At 61.5% G+C, this 16,820-nt stretch carries 17 protein-coding genes; 10 read left to right on the forward strand and 7 right to left on the reverse strand.

Features of this window, described 5'->3' with window-relative positions:
* Nucleotides 1–4: 4 nt before the first annotated feature.
* Nucleotides 5–337: an ORF6N domain-containing protein gene (locus U5O12_RS13550; protein WP_322579149.1), complete on the forward strand. Its 333-nt coding sequence runs from the start codon at nt 5–7 to the stop codon at nt 335–337.
* 32 nt (nt 338–369) lie between these two features.
* Entirely contained in the window at nt 370–678 is a 309-nt protein-coding gene (locus tag U5O12_RS21180) for a 3'-5' exonuclease (RefSeq protein ID WP_416221490.1), read from the forward strand.
* On the opposite strand, the gene U5O12_RS13560 is transcribed toward U5O12_RS21180, so the two are convergent.
* Nucleotides 590–3,181, reverse strand: coding sequence for a TIR domain-containing protein (locus U5O12_RS13560; RefSeq protein WP_322579150.1), 2,592 nt, complete (start codon nt 3,179–3,181; stop codon nt 590–592). The genes U5O12_RS21180 and U5O12_RS13560 overlap by 89 nt on opposite strands.
* Before the next feature lie 297 nt (nt 3,182–3,478).
* Between U5O12_RS13560 and U5O12_RS13565 the strand changes: the two genes are divergently transcribed.
* Nucleotides 3,479–4,891, forward strand: a complete 1,413-nt coding sequence (locus tag U5O12_RS13565; protein ID WP_322579151.1) for a DUF2130 domain-containing protein — start codon at nt 3,479–3,481, stop codon at nt 4,889–4,891.
* Nucleotides 4,892–4,908: 17 nt separating this feature from the next.
* Here U5O12_RS13565 and U5O12_RS13570 read toward each other — a convergent pair whose 3' ends face one another.
* The 4 genes from U5O12_RS13570 to U5O12_RS13585 form a co-directional block, all read right to left on the reverse strand.
* Nucleotides 4,909–6,018, reverse strand: a complete 1,110-nt coding sequence (locus U5O12_RS13570) for a PDDEXK nuclease domain-containing protein (RefSeq protein ID WP_322579152.1) — start codon at nt 6,016–6,018, stop codon at nt 4,909–4,911.
* Nucleotides 6,019–6,248: 230 nt separating this feature from the next.
* Nucleotides 6,249–6,815 carry a YdeI/OmpD-associated family protein gene (locus U5O12_RS13575; RefSeq protein WP_322579153.1) on the reverse strand — a complete coding sequence of 189 codons (567 nt, stop codon included), beginning with the start codon at nt 6,813–6,815 and terminating at the stop codon, nt 6,249–6,251.
* Nucleotides 6,816–6,849: 34 nt separating this feature from the next.
* Nucleotides 6,850–8,220, reverse strand: coding sequence for a type II toxin-antitoxin system HipA family toxin YjjJ (gene yjjJ / locus U5O12_RS13580; RefSeq protein ID WP_322579154.1), 1,371 nt, complete (start codon nt 8,218–8,220; stop codon nt 6,850–6,852).
* A gap of 86 nt (nt 8,221–8,306) precedes the next feature.
* Entirely contained in the window at nt 8,307–8,774 is a 468-nt protein-coding gene (locus U5O12_RS13585; protein ID WP_322579155.1) for a CreA family protein, read from the reverse strand.
* A gap of 132 nt (nt 8,775–8,906) precedes the next feature.
* Between U5O12_RS13585 and U5O12_RS13590 the strand changes: the two genes are divergently transcribed.
* Nucleotides 8,907–9,287, forward strand: a complete 381-nt coding sequence (locus tag U5O12_RS13590) for a VOC family protein (protein ID WP_322579156.1) — start codon at nt 8,907–8,909, stop codon at nt 9,285–9,287.
* Nucleotides 9,288–9,353: 66 nt separating this feature from the next.
* Here the strand turns inward: U5O12_RS13590 and U5O12_RS13595 are convergent, their stop codons facing one another.
* The gene (locus tag U5O12_RS13595) at nt 9,354–10,193 is read right to left on the reverse strand and encodes a helix-turn-helix transcriptional regulator (protein WP_322579157.1); all 840 of its coding nucleotides are present in this window, start codon (nt 10,191–10,193) and stop codon (nt 9,354–9,356) included.
* 127 nt (nt 10,194–10,320) lie between these two features.
* Between U5O12_RS13595 and U5O12_RS13600 the strand changes: the two genes are divergently transcribed.
* The 6 genes from U5O12_RS13600 (at nt 10,321) to U5O12_RS13625 (ending at nt 16,075) form a co-directional block, all read left to right on the forward strand.
* On the forward strand, nt 10,321–10,614 hold the full coding sequence (locus U5O12_RS13600) for a DUF2834 domain-containing protein (RefSeq protein ID WP_322579158.1): 294 nt from the start codon (nt 10,321–10,323) through the stop codon (nt 10,612–10,614).
* 104 nt (nt 10,615–10,718) lie between these two features.
* Entirely contained in the window at nt 10,719–11,114 is a 396-nt protein-coding gene (locus U5O12_RS13605; protein WP_322579159.1) for a VOC family protein, read from the forward strand.
* A gap of 99 nt (nt 11,115–11,213) precedes the next feature.
* Nucleotides 11,214–13,409, forward strand: a complete 2,196-nt coding sequence (locus tag U5O12_RS13610) for a TPR end-of-group domain-containing protein (protein ID WP_322579160.1) — start codon at nt 11,214–11,216, stop codon at nt 13,407–13,409.
* 173 nt (nt 13,410–13,582) lie between these two features.
* Nucleotides 13,583–14,020: an XRE family transcriptional regulator gene (locus U5O12_RS13615; protein WP_322579161.1), complete on the forward strand. Its 438-nt coding sequence runs from the start codon at nt 13,583–13,585 to the stop codon at nt 14,018–14,020.
* A gap of 10 nt (nt 14,021–14,030) precedes the next feature.
* Entirely contained in the window at nt 14,031–15,290 is a 1,260-nt protein-coding gene (locus U5O12_RS13620; RefSeq protein WP_322579162.1) for a type II toxin-antitoxin system HipA family toxin, read from the forward strand.
* A gap of 2 nt (nt 15,291–15,292) precedes the next feature.
* Entirely contained in the window at nt 15,293–16,075 is a 783-nt protein-coding gene (locus tag U5O12_RS13625) for a tRNA-uridine aminocarboxypropyltransferase (RefSeq protein WP_322579163.1), read from the forward strand.
* 74 nt (nt 16,076–16,149) lie between these two features.
* Here U5O12_RS13625 and alkB read toward each other — a convergent pair whose 3' ends face one another.
* Nucleotides 16,150–16,800, reverse strand: a complete 651-nt coding sequence (gene alkB, locus U5O12_RS13630; RefSeq protein WP_322579164.1) for a DNA oxidative demethylase AlkB — start codon at nt 16,798–16,800, stop codon at nt 16,150–16,152.
* Nucleotides 16,801–16,820 lie beyond the last annotated feature (20 nt).

Raw genomic sequence — 16,820 nt, forward strand, 5'->3', positions numbered from 1 at the left:
AAGCATGATTACGAGCAACACGGTGCTGGCGCCACGCATTGAGAGCCGTATCCAGGTGATGCGCGGCCTGCGGGTCATGCTTGATGTGGACTTGGCTGCGCTGTATGGGGTGCAGACCAAGCGGCTCAATGAGCAGGTAAAGCGCAACCGGGACCGTTTCCCCAGTGACTTCCTATTTCAACTCACGGTTGATGAGAAAGCCGAGGTGGTCGCAAATTGCGACCACCTCCAAAATCTGAGCACGGAGCCGGGCAAGCGACCCATTGGGTTTCTGACGCATGAGGATAAAAATACACCCAAGGCCAGCAGGTTGACCAAAGGAAGGAAGGCCCCGTGAGCGCACTACTGAAAGGCGTAGACGCCATTCAGGTGATGACGATGAAGGTCAGCAAAGGCCTAGAGTTCCCTGTTGTGGCGCTACCCGGTGCGGGGCACATGCCTGCGGCGGGCGAGGGCGAGGACGAGGAGGACGCGGCGCAGGTTTTTTATGTGGCGGCTACGCGGTCTACGCAGAGGTTGGTGATGGGGGTGGGTGGGAATGGATGGTTTGTACGGAAGTTGGTGTATTTACAGCTTGGTAAATTTCGAATTACTCCACTGGCAGATGTTCGGCATCTTGCATGGTCGATAAATCGACATCAAGTAGTTTACGGATCCGCTGCGCCTGGCGATCAGTAAGATTCCCCTGATAGGTTCTAAACAGGTTCCTTGCTTCAGGCGTTTTGTCTAGTTTTCGCAATGCCTTCACCCCGTATGAAAGCGTGGGAGCGAGTAATTCGTCTCTAGCCCTACTGTGCGACTTCTTGAGTTCCGTCGATACTTGACTCACCACGTCATCTAAGCCCTCAGAAAATCCAAGTAGAAGTTGAAGATGCCAAACGGAAAATTTATCCTCAAGCCGCTCTGACTGCGCAGCCTCTTTGGCAAGAGATAGTGCGTCCTCAAGTTCACCGTCCAATTCGTGACTTAGGCTGGCGATTGCGGCATACATCGTCTTTCCCTGGGGACTCTTCTTAATTTGGTCTTCAATGACCAAATACTTATCCCAAAGCCTATCCTTCTGCGTCTCAGACAAAGTGGATTCGCTGTGAATACGTCGAAGGCATACTTCTGCGTAGGATCGCAGCGCGAATAGGGTCGGGTTGCGGTCAACTGTAGCTTTTGCCAACGTCTCTGCGAAATTGAAGTTTGGGAATTTAGATTTCAAAATGCAAGAAATCAATGGGCGCGTGACCATCTCCCTTCGTCGATCAGCTCTGCCATTCAAGGCGTTGTTGTAGGCCTCAGTGTAGTGATTTACTGCCTCCGAAAAGTCTCCATTCAACTGGGAACGAAAGCCTTCAATGTAGGCAACTAAACCCTCAGAATCTTTGTTCTCCTTGAGCCCATTGATTGCGCTCTCTACATCATCGTGCTTGTGAAGTCTGCACGCAGCAAGTCCGTAATAGCGGGTTGCCTCTGCCTTTCCAACGGCATCAAACTTTGCACGATTGACAAACGCCTCTCTCAAAAGAGGAAATGCGTTGCGAGTGTCTTTCGCGTTGTATAACCGAATGCCCGCTTCAAACTGGTGTGCAGCAGACACGTACTCAGCCATGATCTCCGGGGCTTTTCCTGTAATTCGCAAACCTGCAGAAATTGCGGCCTCAATTCGCAAATAGGTATGTGCTCCATTTGGAATCGTTCTTGGCTTGGATGCAAATTGCCGCAATGCTTCCTCTACATTCTGTATCAGTGATCGTTCGTTCAGTGAGATATTCATGCGTCGTTTTAGTAGGGGTGCAATGCGGTAAAGACCATCACCCCACTGATCGACAAGTCCACTTTCAACCAGCTTGTTTAGCGAACTAGACAACACTGCATCCGCGAAGAACTCCTGCAGCAAATCGAATGTGATGGGACTAACCATTGAAAGAGTACGCAAAATTTTGCGCTCCAATCCGTCTGGTGAAAACTGCGCCAAGTGCCAGGCAATCAGCTGGGACAATGACTCACTGAATCGGGAGCCTTTTGCTGCGGCGATATTCTCGAATGCCTCCATAGATGAGTTGGTTGCACAGGCACGTGCAATATCAACCAGTAGTTTGGGGTTTCCGCTCGCGATCTTAATTACAGCTTGATGCTGCGCAATGGTCCAAGCAGGCAAGCTAGATGGGACAAAGAATGCGCTCAATCGCTCCAGAAACCGCTCACTTTGATCCTGATCAAACCAAGGGACACGTGCAACGCCGACCGCATCATGTCGCCCACCGAAGGCATCTGCTGGGGCTGGTAGTGGGCTTACGCAGTAAACAAGAGGCTTTCGCCCGATGGGCAAGAGTTTGATCATGTCGACCAACCATTGCGGAACGTGTGATTGCATTTCGACGGCAATGTCATGAAAAACAATCAAGTACATGTTCTTCTCAGACGCAGCGACAACAAGCTCAGCCAATCCCGCTGGTGTGTCGTATTTCAAATCCCTGTTGACCTCTCGAAGAGCATCATCCGAATACTCAAGCGCCTCGCTTGCAACCCTTAGGGCAAATTGCTTCGCAAGGTTTGTGTCCACTACTGAAATTTCTATGGATACTGCGTTTTGTGCGTAACCCCGGTAAGTCTCCTTGATCATTGTTCGCCGCCCATTGCCGTTCATGCCTTGGATCCAAACGGCCGGCCGTATGTGCTGATGATCGATGCGCGCAGCAGATCTAAGTAATTCAACGCACTCAGGTCGTTCAAAAAACGGCGGTTGGCTTATTGGGTCAGCTTTTCTCAATAGATCGTCAACCCGCGCGGTCATAGCCCTATGAGAAAGCCCTGCATCGGAGAAGCGTGTAGGTTTAAACGACTGCAGATGTTCATAAACAATGCGGACCTCATCTGTCGCATCGTTCGGACAAGAAATTGGTGTGTCATCAAGTCTCAATATGACGGCATTTGCGAGCCTGGAGTGCTGTCCAAACAGCTTGGCCGCCATATCAACTTCTCGTCGTGTTCCGCTCTTTCGAATGTAATTCTTAGACCAGAAGATGACAAACCCGGTAGCGGCTTTGAGTTCTTGCTCTATTTCGTCCCACATCCACACGCCGTCTCGCCCGGTTTTGGAGTACAGGTAAATCGAATCCGCAGCAAATTCTCCCCAAATGGCCTCGGCAATGCTTCGATCTTCCTCAGTGACAGAAAAGAACACGGGATACATAGAGATCTCCTTACCTTGCTTGTAACTTCCAAGTGATTGTTGCGTTTCGCTTGGGAATTTGAATGTAATCTATTCAAACGCTGTGTCCGACGAACATTTACCAATCGCTGCCCACTTGGCAATCACTATGCTTACCCTCCATGCCGTCCAGCACGCGGTTCAGCGCCATTGCCTACCGGGGTTCATGGGCAGCCCGCCACACGGTTGCTGCCCCATGAGCGGTCCCTAGGTCCGAACAAGGGCCGCTTTGCTTTTGAGCAGACACCCGTCCAACCACCAAGAATAATCCCACTCCCCATGCACGAAATCATCTGCCCCCACTGCAGCAAAGCCTTCAAGATCGACGAGGCGGGGTATGCCGACATCCTCAAGCAGGTGCGCGATGGCGCGTTTGAGCAAGCTTTGCACGAGCGCCTCGAATTGGCCGAGCGGGAAAAGCGCGACGCGATTGCCCTGGCCAAGGCTGAGGTGACCAACACGCTGCAAAAAACTGCGTCTGCCAAAGACACCGAGATTCAAGCGCTCAAAGCCCAGCTGGACGCGGGCGAGGTGGCGCGCAAGCTGGCGGTGGCCGAGGCCTTGGGCACGGTAAGCCAGGAGCGCGATGCGCTGGCGAACCAGCTGAAGAATGAGCTGGCCCAAGCGCGCAACAGCAGCCAAGCCGCAGCCCAGTTGGCCGAGGCCAAGCTGGCCCATGCGCTGCAGGCCGAGGCCGCCAAAAAGGATGCCGAGATTCAGGCGCTGCACGCCAAGCTGCAGGCCAGCGACGTGGCGCGCCAGCTGGCCGTGAATGAAGCCGTGGGGGTGGTCGCGCAAGAGCGGGATGCGTTGAAGAATGACCTGAGCCTCATCACCGTCAAAAACCAGCTGGAAGAGAAAGCCACCAAGGAGCAATACGCCTTGCAGCTGCGCGACCGTGATGGCGAGATTGAGCGCTTGCGCGACATGAAGGCGCGGCTATCGACCAAGATGGTGGGCGAGACGCTGGAGCAGCACTGCGAGATTGAGTTCAACCGCATCCGTGCGGCGGCGTTTCAAAGGGCGCATTTTGAGAAGGACAACGACGCCCGCACCGGCAGCAAGGGCGACTATATTTTTCGCGACATGGATGAGGCGGGCACCGAGATCGTTTCCATCATGTTTGAGATGAAAAACGAAAGCGATGAAACAGCGACCAAGAAAAGGAACGAAGACTTCTTGAAAGAGCTGGACAAGGACCGCACGGAGAAGGCCTGCGAATACGCGGTGCTGGTGTCCCTGCTGGAGCCGGAGAGTGAGCTGTACAACAGCGGCATCGTTGATGTGTCGCACCGCTACCCCAAGATGTATGTGGTGCGGCCGCAGTTCTTTGTGCCGCTGATTACGCTCTTGCGCAATGCGGCGTTGAACTCGATGAAATACAAGTCCGAGCTGGCGCTGGTGCGCTCGCAGAACGTGGACATCACCAAGTTCGAAACCCAGCTGGACGAGTTCAAAACAGCGTTTGGCCGCAACTGGCGCCTGGCGTCAGAGGGCTTTGAAGAGGCCGTGAAGCGCATTGACGAAGCCATCAAGGACCTGGAAAAGACCAAGGAAGCGCTGCACAAGTCCGCCAACAACCTGCGCCTGGCCAACGACAAGGCCGACGACCTGACGATCAAGAAGCTCACACGGGGCAACCCGACGATGGCGGCAAAGTTTGCGGAGTTGCAGGGGCCGGGCGCTGACTGAGGCGGGGCTGGCGCAATTTACTCGTCAGCCACCGCCCATTCCGCCAGCTTCTGTTGCAACTCTTCTTTGCTGGGCAGATAGAGCTGGTATTCGCGGGCGTGGATGTTGGCGTCTTTAGGTAGGGTAATTTCTACCAGCGCTTCGTGCTTTTTCTTGCACAGCACGATGCCAACGGTGGCCGCCTCTGCATCGGTTTTGACGTAGCGGTCAAAGTAGTTGACGTACATCTGCATCTGGCCCAAGTCTTGGTGCGTGAGCTTGCCGAGCTTGAGGTCGATCAGCACATAGCAGCGCAGCAGGCGGTTGTAGAACACCAGGTCCACAAAGAAGTGCTCGTCGTCAAAGGTGAAACGCCTTTGACGCGCCTCAAACAGAAAGCCCTTGCCCAGTTCCAGCAAGAAGTGTTCGATCTTGTGGATGATGGCCGCCTCCAGCTCCGACTCCGAAAACCGGGCCTGCTCTGACAGGCCCAAAAACTCCAGTACCAACGGCTCTTTGAGCAGGTCACTGGCTTGGCTGACGATGTGGCCTTGCTGGGCCAGTTGGCGAATGCCGTCTGGGTCGCGACTCAGGGCCAGTCGCTCGTACAAACCACTTTGAAACTGACGGCGCAATTCTCGCAGCGTCCAATTTTGCTGTGTGGATTCGATTTCGTAGAAGCTGCGCTCATCCGTATTTTTGATGCCTAGCAAGAAAACGTAGTGGGACCAGCTGAGGGTGAAGGGGCGTTTCACATCACTCGCAATCAATAGGTCAGACAGTGTCTGGCTTATTTCGCGTGGTGCCTGCCCTTCAAAAAAGCCAGACGCTGTCTGACCAATTCGTGGGGCGTACTGCACATAGAACTGCCGCATGAGCTTGAGGTTGCTGAGCGAGAAGCCACTCCCGAACTCAGCCGTCAGGCGCTCGGACATCTGTTTGAGCATTTGCTGGCCGTATTCCGCACGTTGAGCGCCCCGCTGCTCAAACTCCACGATATGCCGCCCGATGTCGAAGTTGGTATGCACCTGCACCAGATCGACACCACGGGCAATGGTGCTGCGGGCCGATTGGATGAGTGCGCGAACACTGGCGTAGAGCGTGGACTCTGCGTCCTTGGGCGCCGAGCCCCGAGGCGTCTTGTTCATGGGAGCTCTTCAAAATGCGGCTGAGCGTTGAATGCTGTATTTTTACACAGTGTTTTCGTGCTTGGCTAGGTTTCGTTGCGCTCTGCTGCTGATGGCTGCACGCAAGGGGATTTGCGGTAGGACCATTCACCGCAATTTGTGCGGCGAATATTGAGGCTATTCACCGCAGTGAATGCGGCGTATTTTTGAAAATACGCCTCACTTTTTGAGCCGCAACGCTCAGCCGAAGGTCAAAGACTCTCGCCCTGCCCCAGCTTTGCCAGTATCTCCACCATCCGCTTCTCCCGCGTCTCCGCCCGCTTGGCGCTGGTGAGGCGGTAGTAGATGGTGAACAGCTGCTGGCGCTTCAGGGTGGCGTAGAAGGCCTGGGCGGCGGGGTCTTGCTGCAGCGCGGCCAAGAAGTCTTCGGGCATTTCCATGGTGGCGCTACCCGCGTAGGCGTTGGCCCAGCGGCCGTCGGCGCGGGCGGCCTCGACCTGCGCCAAGCCGGGGGCTTGCATTAGCCCCTCTGCAATCAGGCGCTCGGCGTGCTGCACGTTTTTCTGCGACCAGTTGGAGCGCGCGCGGCGCGGGGTCAGGCGTTGCAGAAACGCGGTGTCGTCCAAACTCTTGCGCTGCCCGTCGATCCAGCCCCAGGCGATGCAAGCCAGCACGCAGTCGTCCCACGTCACCGTGGCTTGGCCGGTGCCTTTTTTGAAGATGCGCACCCATAGCTCAGTCTCGCTAGCGTGGTGCGACTGCAGCCAGGCGTGCAGCTGCGCGGATGACTCGAACGTGTGGTGCGTTGTATCGCTCATCTATTGATAGCTGCTCGCGCATATTCCATAAGGGCTAGCGGCCAATATGGCTTAAATTCTCCGCCGCAATCTGCCGGAATCCTGCGGATATACGCGCATCCGCACTGGCCGCCACCCAGAAGCTGCGGGCCAGCGCCAAGGCTTGCGGCCACTCCGGCAGGGTGGCGGCGGTGGGTTGCAGGGGGCGGGCGGCAAAGTTGCGCGGCACGAGCTCGCCGCCGACGGGGGCGTAGAGCATGGGCAACATGTCGTAGGCGGGGGCCAGGGCCCAGTCGTCACCGTCCAGCAAGAGCGAGATGTTGCCGTAGTGCCGGTCGGTGTTGGCAATCAGCTCGCCATAGGCTTCCAGCAGGCGCAGGGTGCGCGCGTCGGCAGGGCGCAGCAGGCCGCGCTCTTGCATGCGGTTGGCGGTGGCGGCCCAGTTGTCCATGGCGCCCACGTATTCGGCGTCGTACACCATGAGCGACACCATGCCGATGCGCCCCAGGCCCTGCGGGTTGGTGGCGTTGATGGGCGCGCGGTCAAAGCGCTCCACCTCCAGAAACACGCGGCCCGCGCCGGTGTGGATGCGGCTGGCGGCGGCGGCTATGCCTGCGCCGGCCAAGGTTTGCAGGGCCAGGTGTTCGCAGACCAGCAGGTCGCGGGTGCGCTGGTCGGTGGGGGCGTCGCCCGCAGGCGAGAACTTGACCAGCACATGGCGGGCGGCTTCGCCTGAAGCGTCACCCGCTGCGCTGCCGGCCACTACCGTGCAGAACTTGGGCTGCTCGCCCCCGGCGGACGAGCCGCCCATGCTGCCTTGCATGGCGGCGTTGGCCAAGGCCGGGTAGTCGGCAGGCGATGCCACGCGGCTGGCGCGCTGCGGCAGGCTGTGAAAGCGCGCAAACGCGGCCTCGCCCACCACCAGGTTGCCGGGCAGGTCGTCGCCGCACAGGGCCAGGGCGCGCAGCACGTCGTCGTCGCTCCAGAAGCGGGGGTCGTTGCCCAGCTGCAGCTCGGGGTGGGTGCTGGCAAACGTGCGGCCCATGAAGCCCTGGGGGCGCATGTCGTCCAGAAACCAGGGCAGGCCGTCAAAGCGCTTGGAGAGGCCGTCTTCTTCGTCCACCCACACGGCCCCACTGGCCAGCGGCACCATGCGCCCGAACGGGCTGGGCTGGCCTTGCGCGTTGATGCGCATGATGGGCACGCTGCGGCCCACGTCGCGCACGGTGCGTGGCAGCACATAGCGCTGCTTGCGGGCGGCGCCCACCTTTTGCACCTCGCCCGCCTGGATCAGCGGGGCCAGCGCGCGCGACACGGTGGGCTGGCTCACCCCCAGTGCGGTTTGCAACTCGGTGCTGCTGAGCGCCCCGCCCTGGCGGCGCAGGGCTTGCAAGATGCTGGCGGAGAGGTCTGGGGCGGCGGGCATGAATGATTATATGAATAGATTTATTTTTACATAATCCATTACAAATCAATCATTTATACCGCTTCATGAATAGATATTGATGGCTATTACTTCACCGGAATCGGCAGCTCTGCGGGCACCGGCACGGCGGTGACGCTGTTTTTGGGGCTGCCGTCGATGATCTTGTCGGAGTACGACAGGTAGACCAGGGTGTTGCGCTTGACGTCCACCATGCGCACCACGCGCACATGCTTGAACAGGAAGGAGGCGCTGGCCTTGAAGACTTCGTCTTGCGTGTCGATCTTGTTTTTGAAGCTGATGGGGCCGACCTGGCGGCAGGCGACCGATGCGTCGGACGTGTCTTCGGCCAGGCCCAGCGCGCCTTTGTAGCCGCCGGTTTTGGCGTGCGACAGGTAGCAGGCCACGCCGCCGACCTCGGGGTCGTCAAACACATCGACCACCACTTTGTCGTTGGGGCTGAGCAGCTTGAAGGTGGTGCTGACGCTGCCCACGGTTTCGGCGCTGGCGGCCAGGGCGGTGCAGGTCAGCAGCAATGCGGCAAGGCGAGTTTTCATGGCAGGCTCTCGGGGTAGATGTACAAAGAGGGGAAAACGGGGTCGCCCATTGTGGCCCCAGTCGCCCATGCCCCTGGGCTGCCCAGGGGGTAGGGCATATCCATTGAACCCAGCACACCCAGGAACCCAACCATGCAACTCGGTTACACCATTCTTTATGTGCCAGACGTGCGCGCCACGCTCGCGTTTTACGAGGCGGCCTTTGGCCTGGCCACGCGCTTTTTGCACGACAGCGGCGACTACGGCGAGCTGGAGACCGGCAGCACGGCGCTGGCGTTTTCAGCCCACAGCCTGATGCAGCAACTGGGCAAGAACCCGCAGCCCGCCAACGCGCACGCGCCCAGCTTTGAAATTGCGCTGTGCACCCCCGATGTAGCCGCCGCGCTGGAGCGCGCGGTGGCCGCCGGGGCCACACCCATGCGCCCCGTGGAGGTGATGCCCTGGGGCCAGACCATTGCCTATGTGGCCGACATCAATGGCTTTTTGGTGGAGCTGTGCACGCCCATGGGCTGAGCACACCGCCAGTTCGGCACAAATTCGCTCTTCTTTTAGGAGCTGCTCGCGCAGATTCCACGGGCACTAGCTGCCATTTTTGCCCAATTGTGCAAAGAGCACCGCGCGCGTCGCCGCGTCCGCCGGGAACACATGCTCTACGCGCAGAGACGCCAGCGTGATGTCTTGCGGTGTGCCGAAGGTGGAAAACATGCTGAAGAAAGCCAGCTCGCCGTACTGGGTGGCAAACCGGGTGGTGAGCACCGGCGCCATTTGGCGCGGCCAGGCCGCCAGCACCCGCTTGCCAAGGCGCTGCTGCATGTGCTGCGCCAGCTGCTCCACGCGGGGCAGGATGTCGGGCACCACGCTGGCGTCGTCGCGCATGTGGGCCAGCAGGGCGGGGGCCACTTCGTCGAGGTTGGTGATGTGCTTGGTCATGCCCTCGGGGTGCAGCATGGCGTCGATCATGTTGATGGGCGCACCGGGTGGCAGGTCAGCCACCCAGGGCATGAGCGTGGTGGCCAGCCAGTGGGCGCCGCGGTTCATGTGCAGCACGTTCCAGGCGGCGTCCATCACCATGGCGGGCAAGGGGTCGTGCGCTTGCAGCAGCTGGGCCAGCGCCTCGCGCACCGGGGCCAGCACGGCATCGGCCAGCTCGCTGCCGCGGTAGACCGGCGCAAAGCCGGCCTGCTGCAGGGCCACGTTGCGCAAGGCAAGCGGGGCTTGCAACTCGTGCAGCCAGTTCAGCAGCAGCTCGCGGCTGGGTTGGGCGCGGCCGCTTTCCACAAAGCTCACATGCCGCTGGCTCACGCCCATGCGCAGGGCCAGTTCCAGCTGGCTCAGGCGCTTGGATTTGCGCGCGGTCTGCAGGGTGGTTTGCAGGCTGTCGGGCTGGGCGTGATGCGGATGGGTAGTGCTGGTTGGCATGCGGGCATTGAATCACAGCACTGCGCTTTCGCAATTACCTGCGACGTAATTGCGCGCATGCAGTGCCCTGCGCAAACTTCGCCCCGTCAGCGTTTGTTGCTGGCGCCACTTCTCACAAGGAACTCTCATGAACAAGGCTGTGTTGATCTTCGTACTCGTTGTTTTTGGTGCCCTGACCGGCTACACGCTGCTGCACTACGGCGGGCTGTTTGCGTGGCTGGCGTTTTACACCCGCGACCCGGCGAGCTGGCAAATTTATGCCGACTTGGTGATCGCCATGTGTTTGCTGCTGGTATTCATCAGGCGCGATGCACAGGCCAACGGCCGGCCGTTTGTGCCGTGGGCAGTGTTCTGCCTGGTGGTGGGTTCGTTCGGGCCGCTGCTGTACTTCATCACCGCCAAGAAGCGGGTAGCGGGCTGAAGCATTCCGGGGGATGGCGGCGGGGCAGTCCCGCAGGTGCAGTGTGGCGCGGGGGTTCTCTGGTAGAACCCTGTCAGGCCATGACACACAACAAAGGAGCCCCCATGTTCAGTCACGTCATCCTCGGTGTTAACGACATCGAAGCGTCCAAGCGGTTTTACGATGCCGTGTTGGGCGCCTTGGGCATCAAGCCCGGCATCCACAACCACAACGGTGTGGTGGACCGCTACTTCTACCGCACGCCCACCGGCAGCTTTGGCATTACCCAGCCGCTGAACGGCGAACCCGCCACCCACGCCAATGGCGGCACGGTGGGGTTCAACATGACGTCGCCCGAGCAGGCGGATGCATTCCATGCTGCAGGCATTGCCTTTGGCGGCACCACCTGTGAAGACCCGCCCGGCTGGCGCGAGGGCTCGGTCGGCAGGCTCTACCTGGCCTACCTGCGCGACCCGGACGGCAACAAGCTGTGCGCCCTGTACCGCCCACCCAAGGTTTGACGCTATACTTTTAGTAGCTTCTTGCGCAATATCCATGGGCGATAGCGGCTAGTTTTGCTCTTAAAGCGCTCTGCCCAGCCCTCCCGAAATGCCCCTGCCATGCAAACCCAGTTGTTGTTGCGCCGCCTTGGCGCTGGTGTGATGTTGTCTGTGTTGTCCACCCTGATTCACGGCAAGCCGCCCACCGACTACCCGCACCTGCGCGAGAACCGGGCCGCATCGGCCACGCTGGAGGTGCGCAAGGTGTTGCACGGGCAGGTGGATGGCATGTTTGTGGTGCCGCGCACGCAGCAGGTGGTGGCTGCGGCGGGCGGATATTTGTGGAAGTTCAGCCCGCAGGGCGAGCTGCTGGACACGCTGCGCGAGCCAGATGGTTTGTTTACGTCCGGCATGGCGTTCACGCCTGCGCACTACATCGACTGGGTGTTTACCGGCCAAGCGCAGCCCAAGGCGTATGGCCCTGCGGTGGACGGCAACACGCTGAGCCGCGCGGAGGTGCTGGCCGCGCTGCAGAAGGCCGATGTGGTGGAGTTTGGCAAGGATGACAACGCGGCCTGGGCCTACCTGTGGACGGCGGGCCGGGCCTGGAAGATGGACCTGGCGCGCCACCGCGCGGCGGTGGACACCTGGTGCAAGCAGCGCACGCATTCGGCCGAGGCTCTGGGTTGGAATGCCACCTGTTTTGAGGGGCTGGACCGCAGACCGCGTGCCTGGAGCGAGGTAGAACCCGGTAGCTTTGCGAAAACGGGCAAAGGCGAGCACAGCCCTCGCCGCGTGGAAGTGGCCGGTTTTGAGCGGCACAAGTACCACCTCGAAGGGGGTATAGCTGAACAGGTGTATGGCTTTACGGTGGACGCCGCGTTGAGGGCCGTCTTCGGCCTGTCAGGATCTCTGCCCCAGAGCTACTGGGTAGGCGATGCGCTCACGCGGCTGCGGGTGGGTGACGAGGTGGTGCAATTGAAGGTGTTTGTTCCGCATGACCAGGGGGATGACTACTATTGGTCCCATATGCGCTGGTGGGAGCCCGCGCAGCAGATGCCGGGGGCCAGCCCTTGGTTCAGCGTGCACAAGGAATCAGAAGAGTTACTCAAGTACTACGAAAAAGACATTGGCCTGTATGTAGTGCGCCCGCGCGGCCAGGGCGTGGTGGTCGCCAGCCAGGGCAGCGCAGTGCCCGCATGGCGCCCGGTGTTTTCCGGCCCGGCCACCGGCCGTGTGGCTGTGAGCGGCACGGTGGAATTTGCCACCGCGCCCCCCACCCATGTGTGGCTGCGCAGCCCGGCCGAGCTCAAGCGCATGCCCGACATGCCGCCCGTGGTGCCGGTGGAGGCGCTGTGGCCCACACTGCGCCAGCTGCCCCAAGCCCTGACCGTGCAATGGCGCGCGCCTGCGGCCGATGACAGCGAGCCGCTGGCCGTGCTGCGCATCACGCTGGACCCGGCCGAGATGAAGGCCGCGTTTGAACGCCTGCCCGCCGCCAAAACACCGCTGGAGCTGGTGGTGCAAGTGCCCACGCTGCACAGCCCTGCGCATGACGTGCAGGTGCTGCTGCGCAGCGGTACGACCCAAACCATACTGGCCCAAGCCCGCGCGGGCCAGGCCATACCCGCACCTTTGGGCAAAACACGCGTGGCCTACACCGTGGCGCCCCCCACGCCCCCAACACCCAAGCCCGCGCGCAGCAACGAACCCTACGTGCCGCCCGCCCACTTGCCACTGCTGCAAAGCCTGCAAACCCAGGCTGAAAAAGCCCAGCGCGACCCGGCCAAGCAACTGCAGCCGCTGCTGGCCCAAGCCACCACGCTGGCGCAGCACCCGCAACATGCACAGGCGCTGGCACCAGGCGTGACGGCCGTGGTGGCGGACCTGCTCAACCGCTTCAACGTGGGGGGCAAGTTGGATGCCTCGGCCACGCTGGTGCGGCACTACCTGGCGCAAGTGCACCCGCACACCAGCCGGTGGACGGGCGACAGCAGCCTGGCCTACAACCAGGGCGCAATTGCCAGCCAGACGTTGGCCTTTGCCATCCACTCCGCGCCCAACCGCGATTTGGTAGACGGCGTGCTGACCACGCTGATTGGCCCCAACTTTGACCCCGCCAAGCAGACCAACGGCACGCTCATGTACAACCTGGCCTGCTACTACGCGGTGCAGGGCGACACCCCGCGCCTGCTGCAAAGCGCCAGCGCCGCCCGCCGCCTGGGCAAGCCCGCCAGCCAGTTCCTCACCGACACGGACTTTGAGAAATACTGGAAGGACCTAGAGTTCTTGGCGACACTGAATGCCCAGCCTTGAACCCGACTGCCTCGCCATGCAATGCCTGCGCCACGCAGGACTGAGCCCACCCGACGGGTCTGTCGCGTTATTCATAGATATATTGTTTTTGCGAATATTCAAAAGTTTATAAATTTACGGCACGATTAAATTTATAGATTTATATTTATCGGCATTCTTGCTAATATCTATGAATGCCCTTGCAAACCACCAAACCCTCTGACTACCCGCAAGCCGTGGTGCAGCAAATTGCCCTGCTGGCGCAGAACATCGTCATTGCGCGCAAGCGGCGCAAGGAGACGCAGGCGCAGTGGGCCAAGCGGCTCGGGGTCTCGCAGCCCACCATGGCGCGCATCGAGCGGGGCGACCCATCGGTGGCCATGGCCTCGTATGTGATGTGCATGTGGCTGATCAACCCATCGGCCACGCTGGCCGACCTGATAGCCCCGCAGCAAGACCATGCGGCGCTGGAGCGCGAAATTCTGCGGGTGCAGCCTCAACGCACCGTGCCCCACACCTACGCTACCGGCCCTGCAGCCCCCCCGCCGCGGGTGGCCGAAGAAGGGCGCGCGAATGTGGCCGCCGGGCTTGCCGCCCTGATTGCGCCCCATGGCCGCGACCCCGCTGCATAGGCACCGCCGCATGAGCACGATCACGATTCAACCCGGCAGCTACCAGCCGCAAGACCAGCTCTACGTGTGGGCGCTGGTGAACCCGGCCAGCCCCGTGCTGGTGGGCACACTGCGGCTCTCGCCCCTGGTGCCGGATTGCGCGGTGTTTGGCTACGCGCCCGGGTGGTGGCACTTTCCGCTGAGCGAAGACTTGCCGCTGGTTGCGGGCCAAGACTTCAGTGTGGGCGAACGCAGCAGCGTGCCCGGCGCACTGGACGACGCACGGCCCGACCGCTGGGGCGAACGCATCATTCGGCACATGGACCGGCCGGCTCGGCTCTCGGTGCTGGAGATGCTGCTGTTTGCGGGGGATGACCGCTTTGGCGCGCTGGGGATTTCCGTGTCGGCGGAGCAGTACATTCCGCGCCGCATCGGCCCCTACCCCCAGCTGGGCGACCTGGCGCAACTGGCCCAGGCGGTGGAGGATGTGCAGCAGCAAGCGCCCATCACGCCGATGATGCGGCACTTGGTGCAGCCCGGCGTCACCCTGGGTGGCGCGCGACCCAAAGCGCTGCTGCAAACACCCGATGGCCCCTGCGTGGTGAAGTTCAGCGAGCTGGACGACCCGGTGGACACCCCGTGCATCGAACACGCCACCATGACGCTGGCCGCTGCGGCAGGCATTCGCATGGCGGCCACGGGCCTGCTGCCGCTTGCACCGCGCCATGGCAAGGCGCGCCACGCGCTCACCATCCAGCGCTTTGACCGGCAGGATGGGCTGCGGCTGCATTGCCAATCGGCCCACACGGTGTTGCGTGCGGCACGCTTGCCACTGAGCTACAGCGCGCTGGCCACCGTATTGCTGCGCCTTGGCCACCCGGACCGTCAAGCCGGCCTGCGTGAGGAGCTGTTCAGGCGCATGGTGTTCAACATCCTGATGGACAACACCGACGACCACGAACGCAACCACTGCCTGCGCCTGGGGCTGGATGGGTACTATGACCTCTCGCCCGCCTATGACGTGGTGCCCAGCCTGCAAAACCTGGGCTACCAGGCCCTGCAGGTGGGCACGCGGGGCGCCGAGTCCACACTGGACAACGCGCTGACCGAGCGGCGCGAGTTTGGCTTGTCGGCCGAGCGCGCCCACACGCTGGTGACCGAGGTGGCGCGCGTGGTGGACGGCTGGGCCCGCCACTTTGAACACCACGGCGTCTGCGCTGCCGACATGGCGCTGCTGCGCGCCAGCATAGACCGCGACGCACTGCGCCTGCAACGAAAGAGTTTTTGCTAAACATGCTCCCCACCCCTGCCACGCACCCCAGCCCCCACGCGGTACACCGCCTGCGCACCGCCCGGCTGGCGTGCAGTGCCAAGCCTTTTCTGGCGCGTGGCGGCATGAAGGCCGAGCGCTGCCCGAACTGCAGGGTGGCGCCGGTGCACTGCATCTGCGCGCTGCGCCCGCAGCTGCCCACTAGCGTGGGCGTGTGCCTGCTGATGGCCGACATTGAGCCCATCAAGCCCAGCAACACGGGCTGGCTGATTGCCGATGTGGTGGCCGACACCTGGGCCTTTGGCTGGGCGCGTACCGAGGTAGACCCGGGGTTGCTGAAACTGCTGGCGGACCCGCAGTGGCAGCCGTATGTGGTGTTTCCGGGCGAGTTTGTGGCGGAGGGGCGGGTGGTGAACACGCTGCCCGCCGCTACAGAAATGCCCTCCGGAAAAAGACCTCTGTTCATCTTGCTGGACGCCACCTGGCCCGAGGCACGCAAGATGTTCCGCAAGAGCCCGTACCTGGACCGCTTTCCGGTGCTGAGCCTGCAGTCCGAGCAGATCTCACGTTACAGCCTGCGCCGCAGCCGACGCGACGACCACTTTTGCACCAGCGAGGTGGGCGCGCTGTGCCTGGAGCTGGCCGGTGAACCCCGGGCCGCGCAGGCGCTGGAAGCGTGGCTGGATGTGTTCAGCCTGCACTACCTGCGCGCCAAAAACCAATTGCCCCCGCTGTGGGACAGCGAGGCGCACGCACGGCTGCAGGCCCTGGCCGGACCCGATACGCCGAAGCCGCAGACGCCCTGAAACGCTCCTGTTTTAGGAGCTGCTTGCGCATACTCCATATGCTCTAGAGGCCGATTAGGCTTAAAAACCGGGCTTTAGCCGACCTTGCGAAAGGTGAGGTTGATGCGGCGCCGGCCCAGCAGCGGGTGGTGGCCATCGGCCACGGGCAGCACGCCATGGAAGGCCAGGCGCGACGGGCCACCCCACACCACCACGTCCCCATGCGCCAGGCGGTAGCGTTGGGTTTTGCCGGTGCGCTGCAGGCCGCCGAACAAAAAGGTGGCGGGCAAGCCCAGCGAGAGCGACACCACCGGCGCACGCAGGTCGCGTTCATCGCGGTCCTGGTGCAGGCCGAGTTTGTTGCCGGGCAGGTACTGGTTGATGAGGCAGGAGTCGGGCACAAAGCCGGCGTAGCCGGCTTGCGCAGCGGCGCGCACCGCAAAGTCCACCAGGCCCGGCGGAATGGCAGGCCAAGGCTGGCGCGTCTGGGGGTTGCTGGCGGCGTATCGGTAGCCGCCCGGCTCGGACACCCAACCCATGCTGCCGCAGCGGCTGGTCTGGATGGACATGGTGTGGCCACCCGGCGTTTGCATGTGGCGCAGCGGTGCTTGGGCAATCACGGTCTCCGCAGCGGCCAGCATGGCCAGGTCGTCCGCCCGGCCCAGGCCGCGCAGCAGCACCGCGCCCGGTGCCATGGCGGTGCGCAGCTGGTCAGCGGCTAAAGGCAGGTCATCAAACAGGTCCACGAGGTAGGCGGGGGCAGATC

The organism is Rhodoferax sp., from assembly GCF_034519335.1.
GTDB lineage: Bacteria > Pseudomonadota > Gammaproteobacteria > Burkholderiales > Burkholderiaceae_C > Allorhodoferax.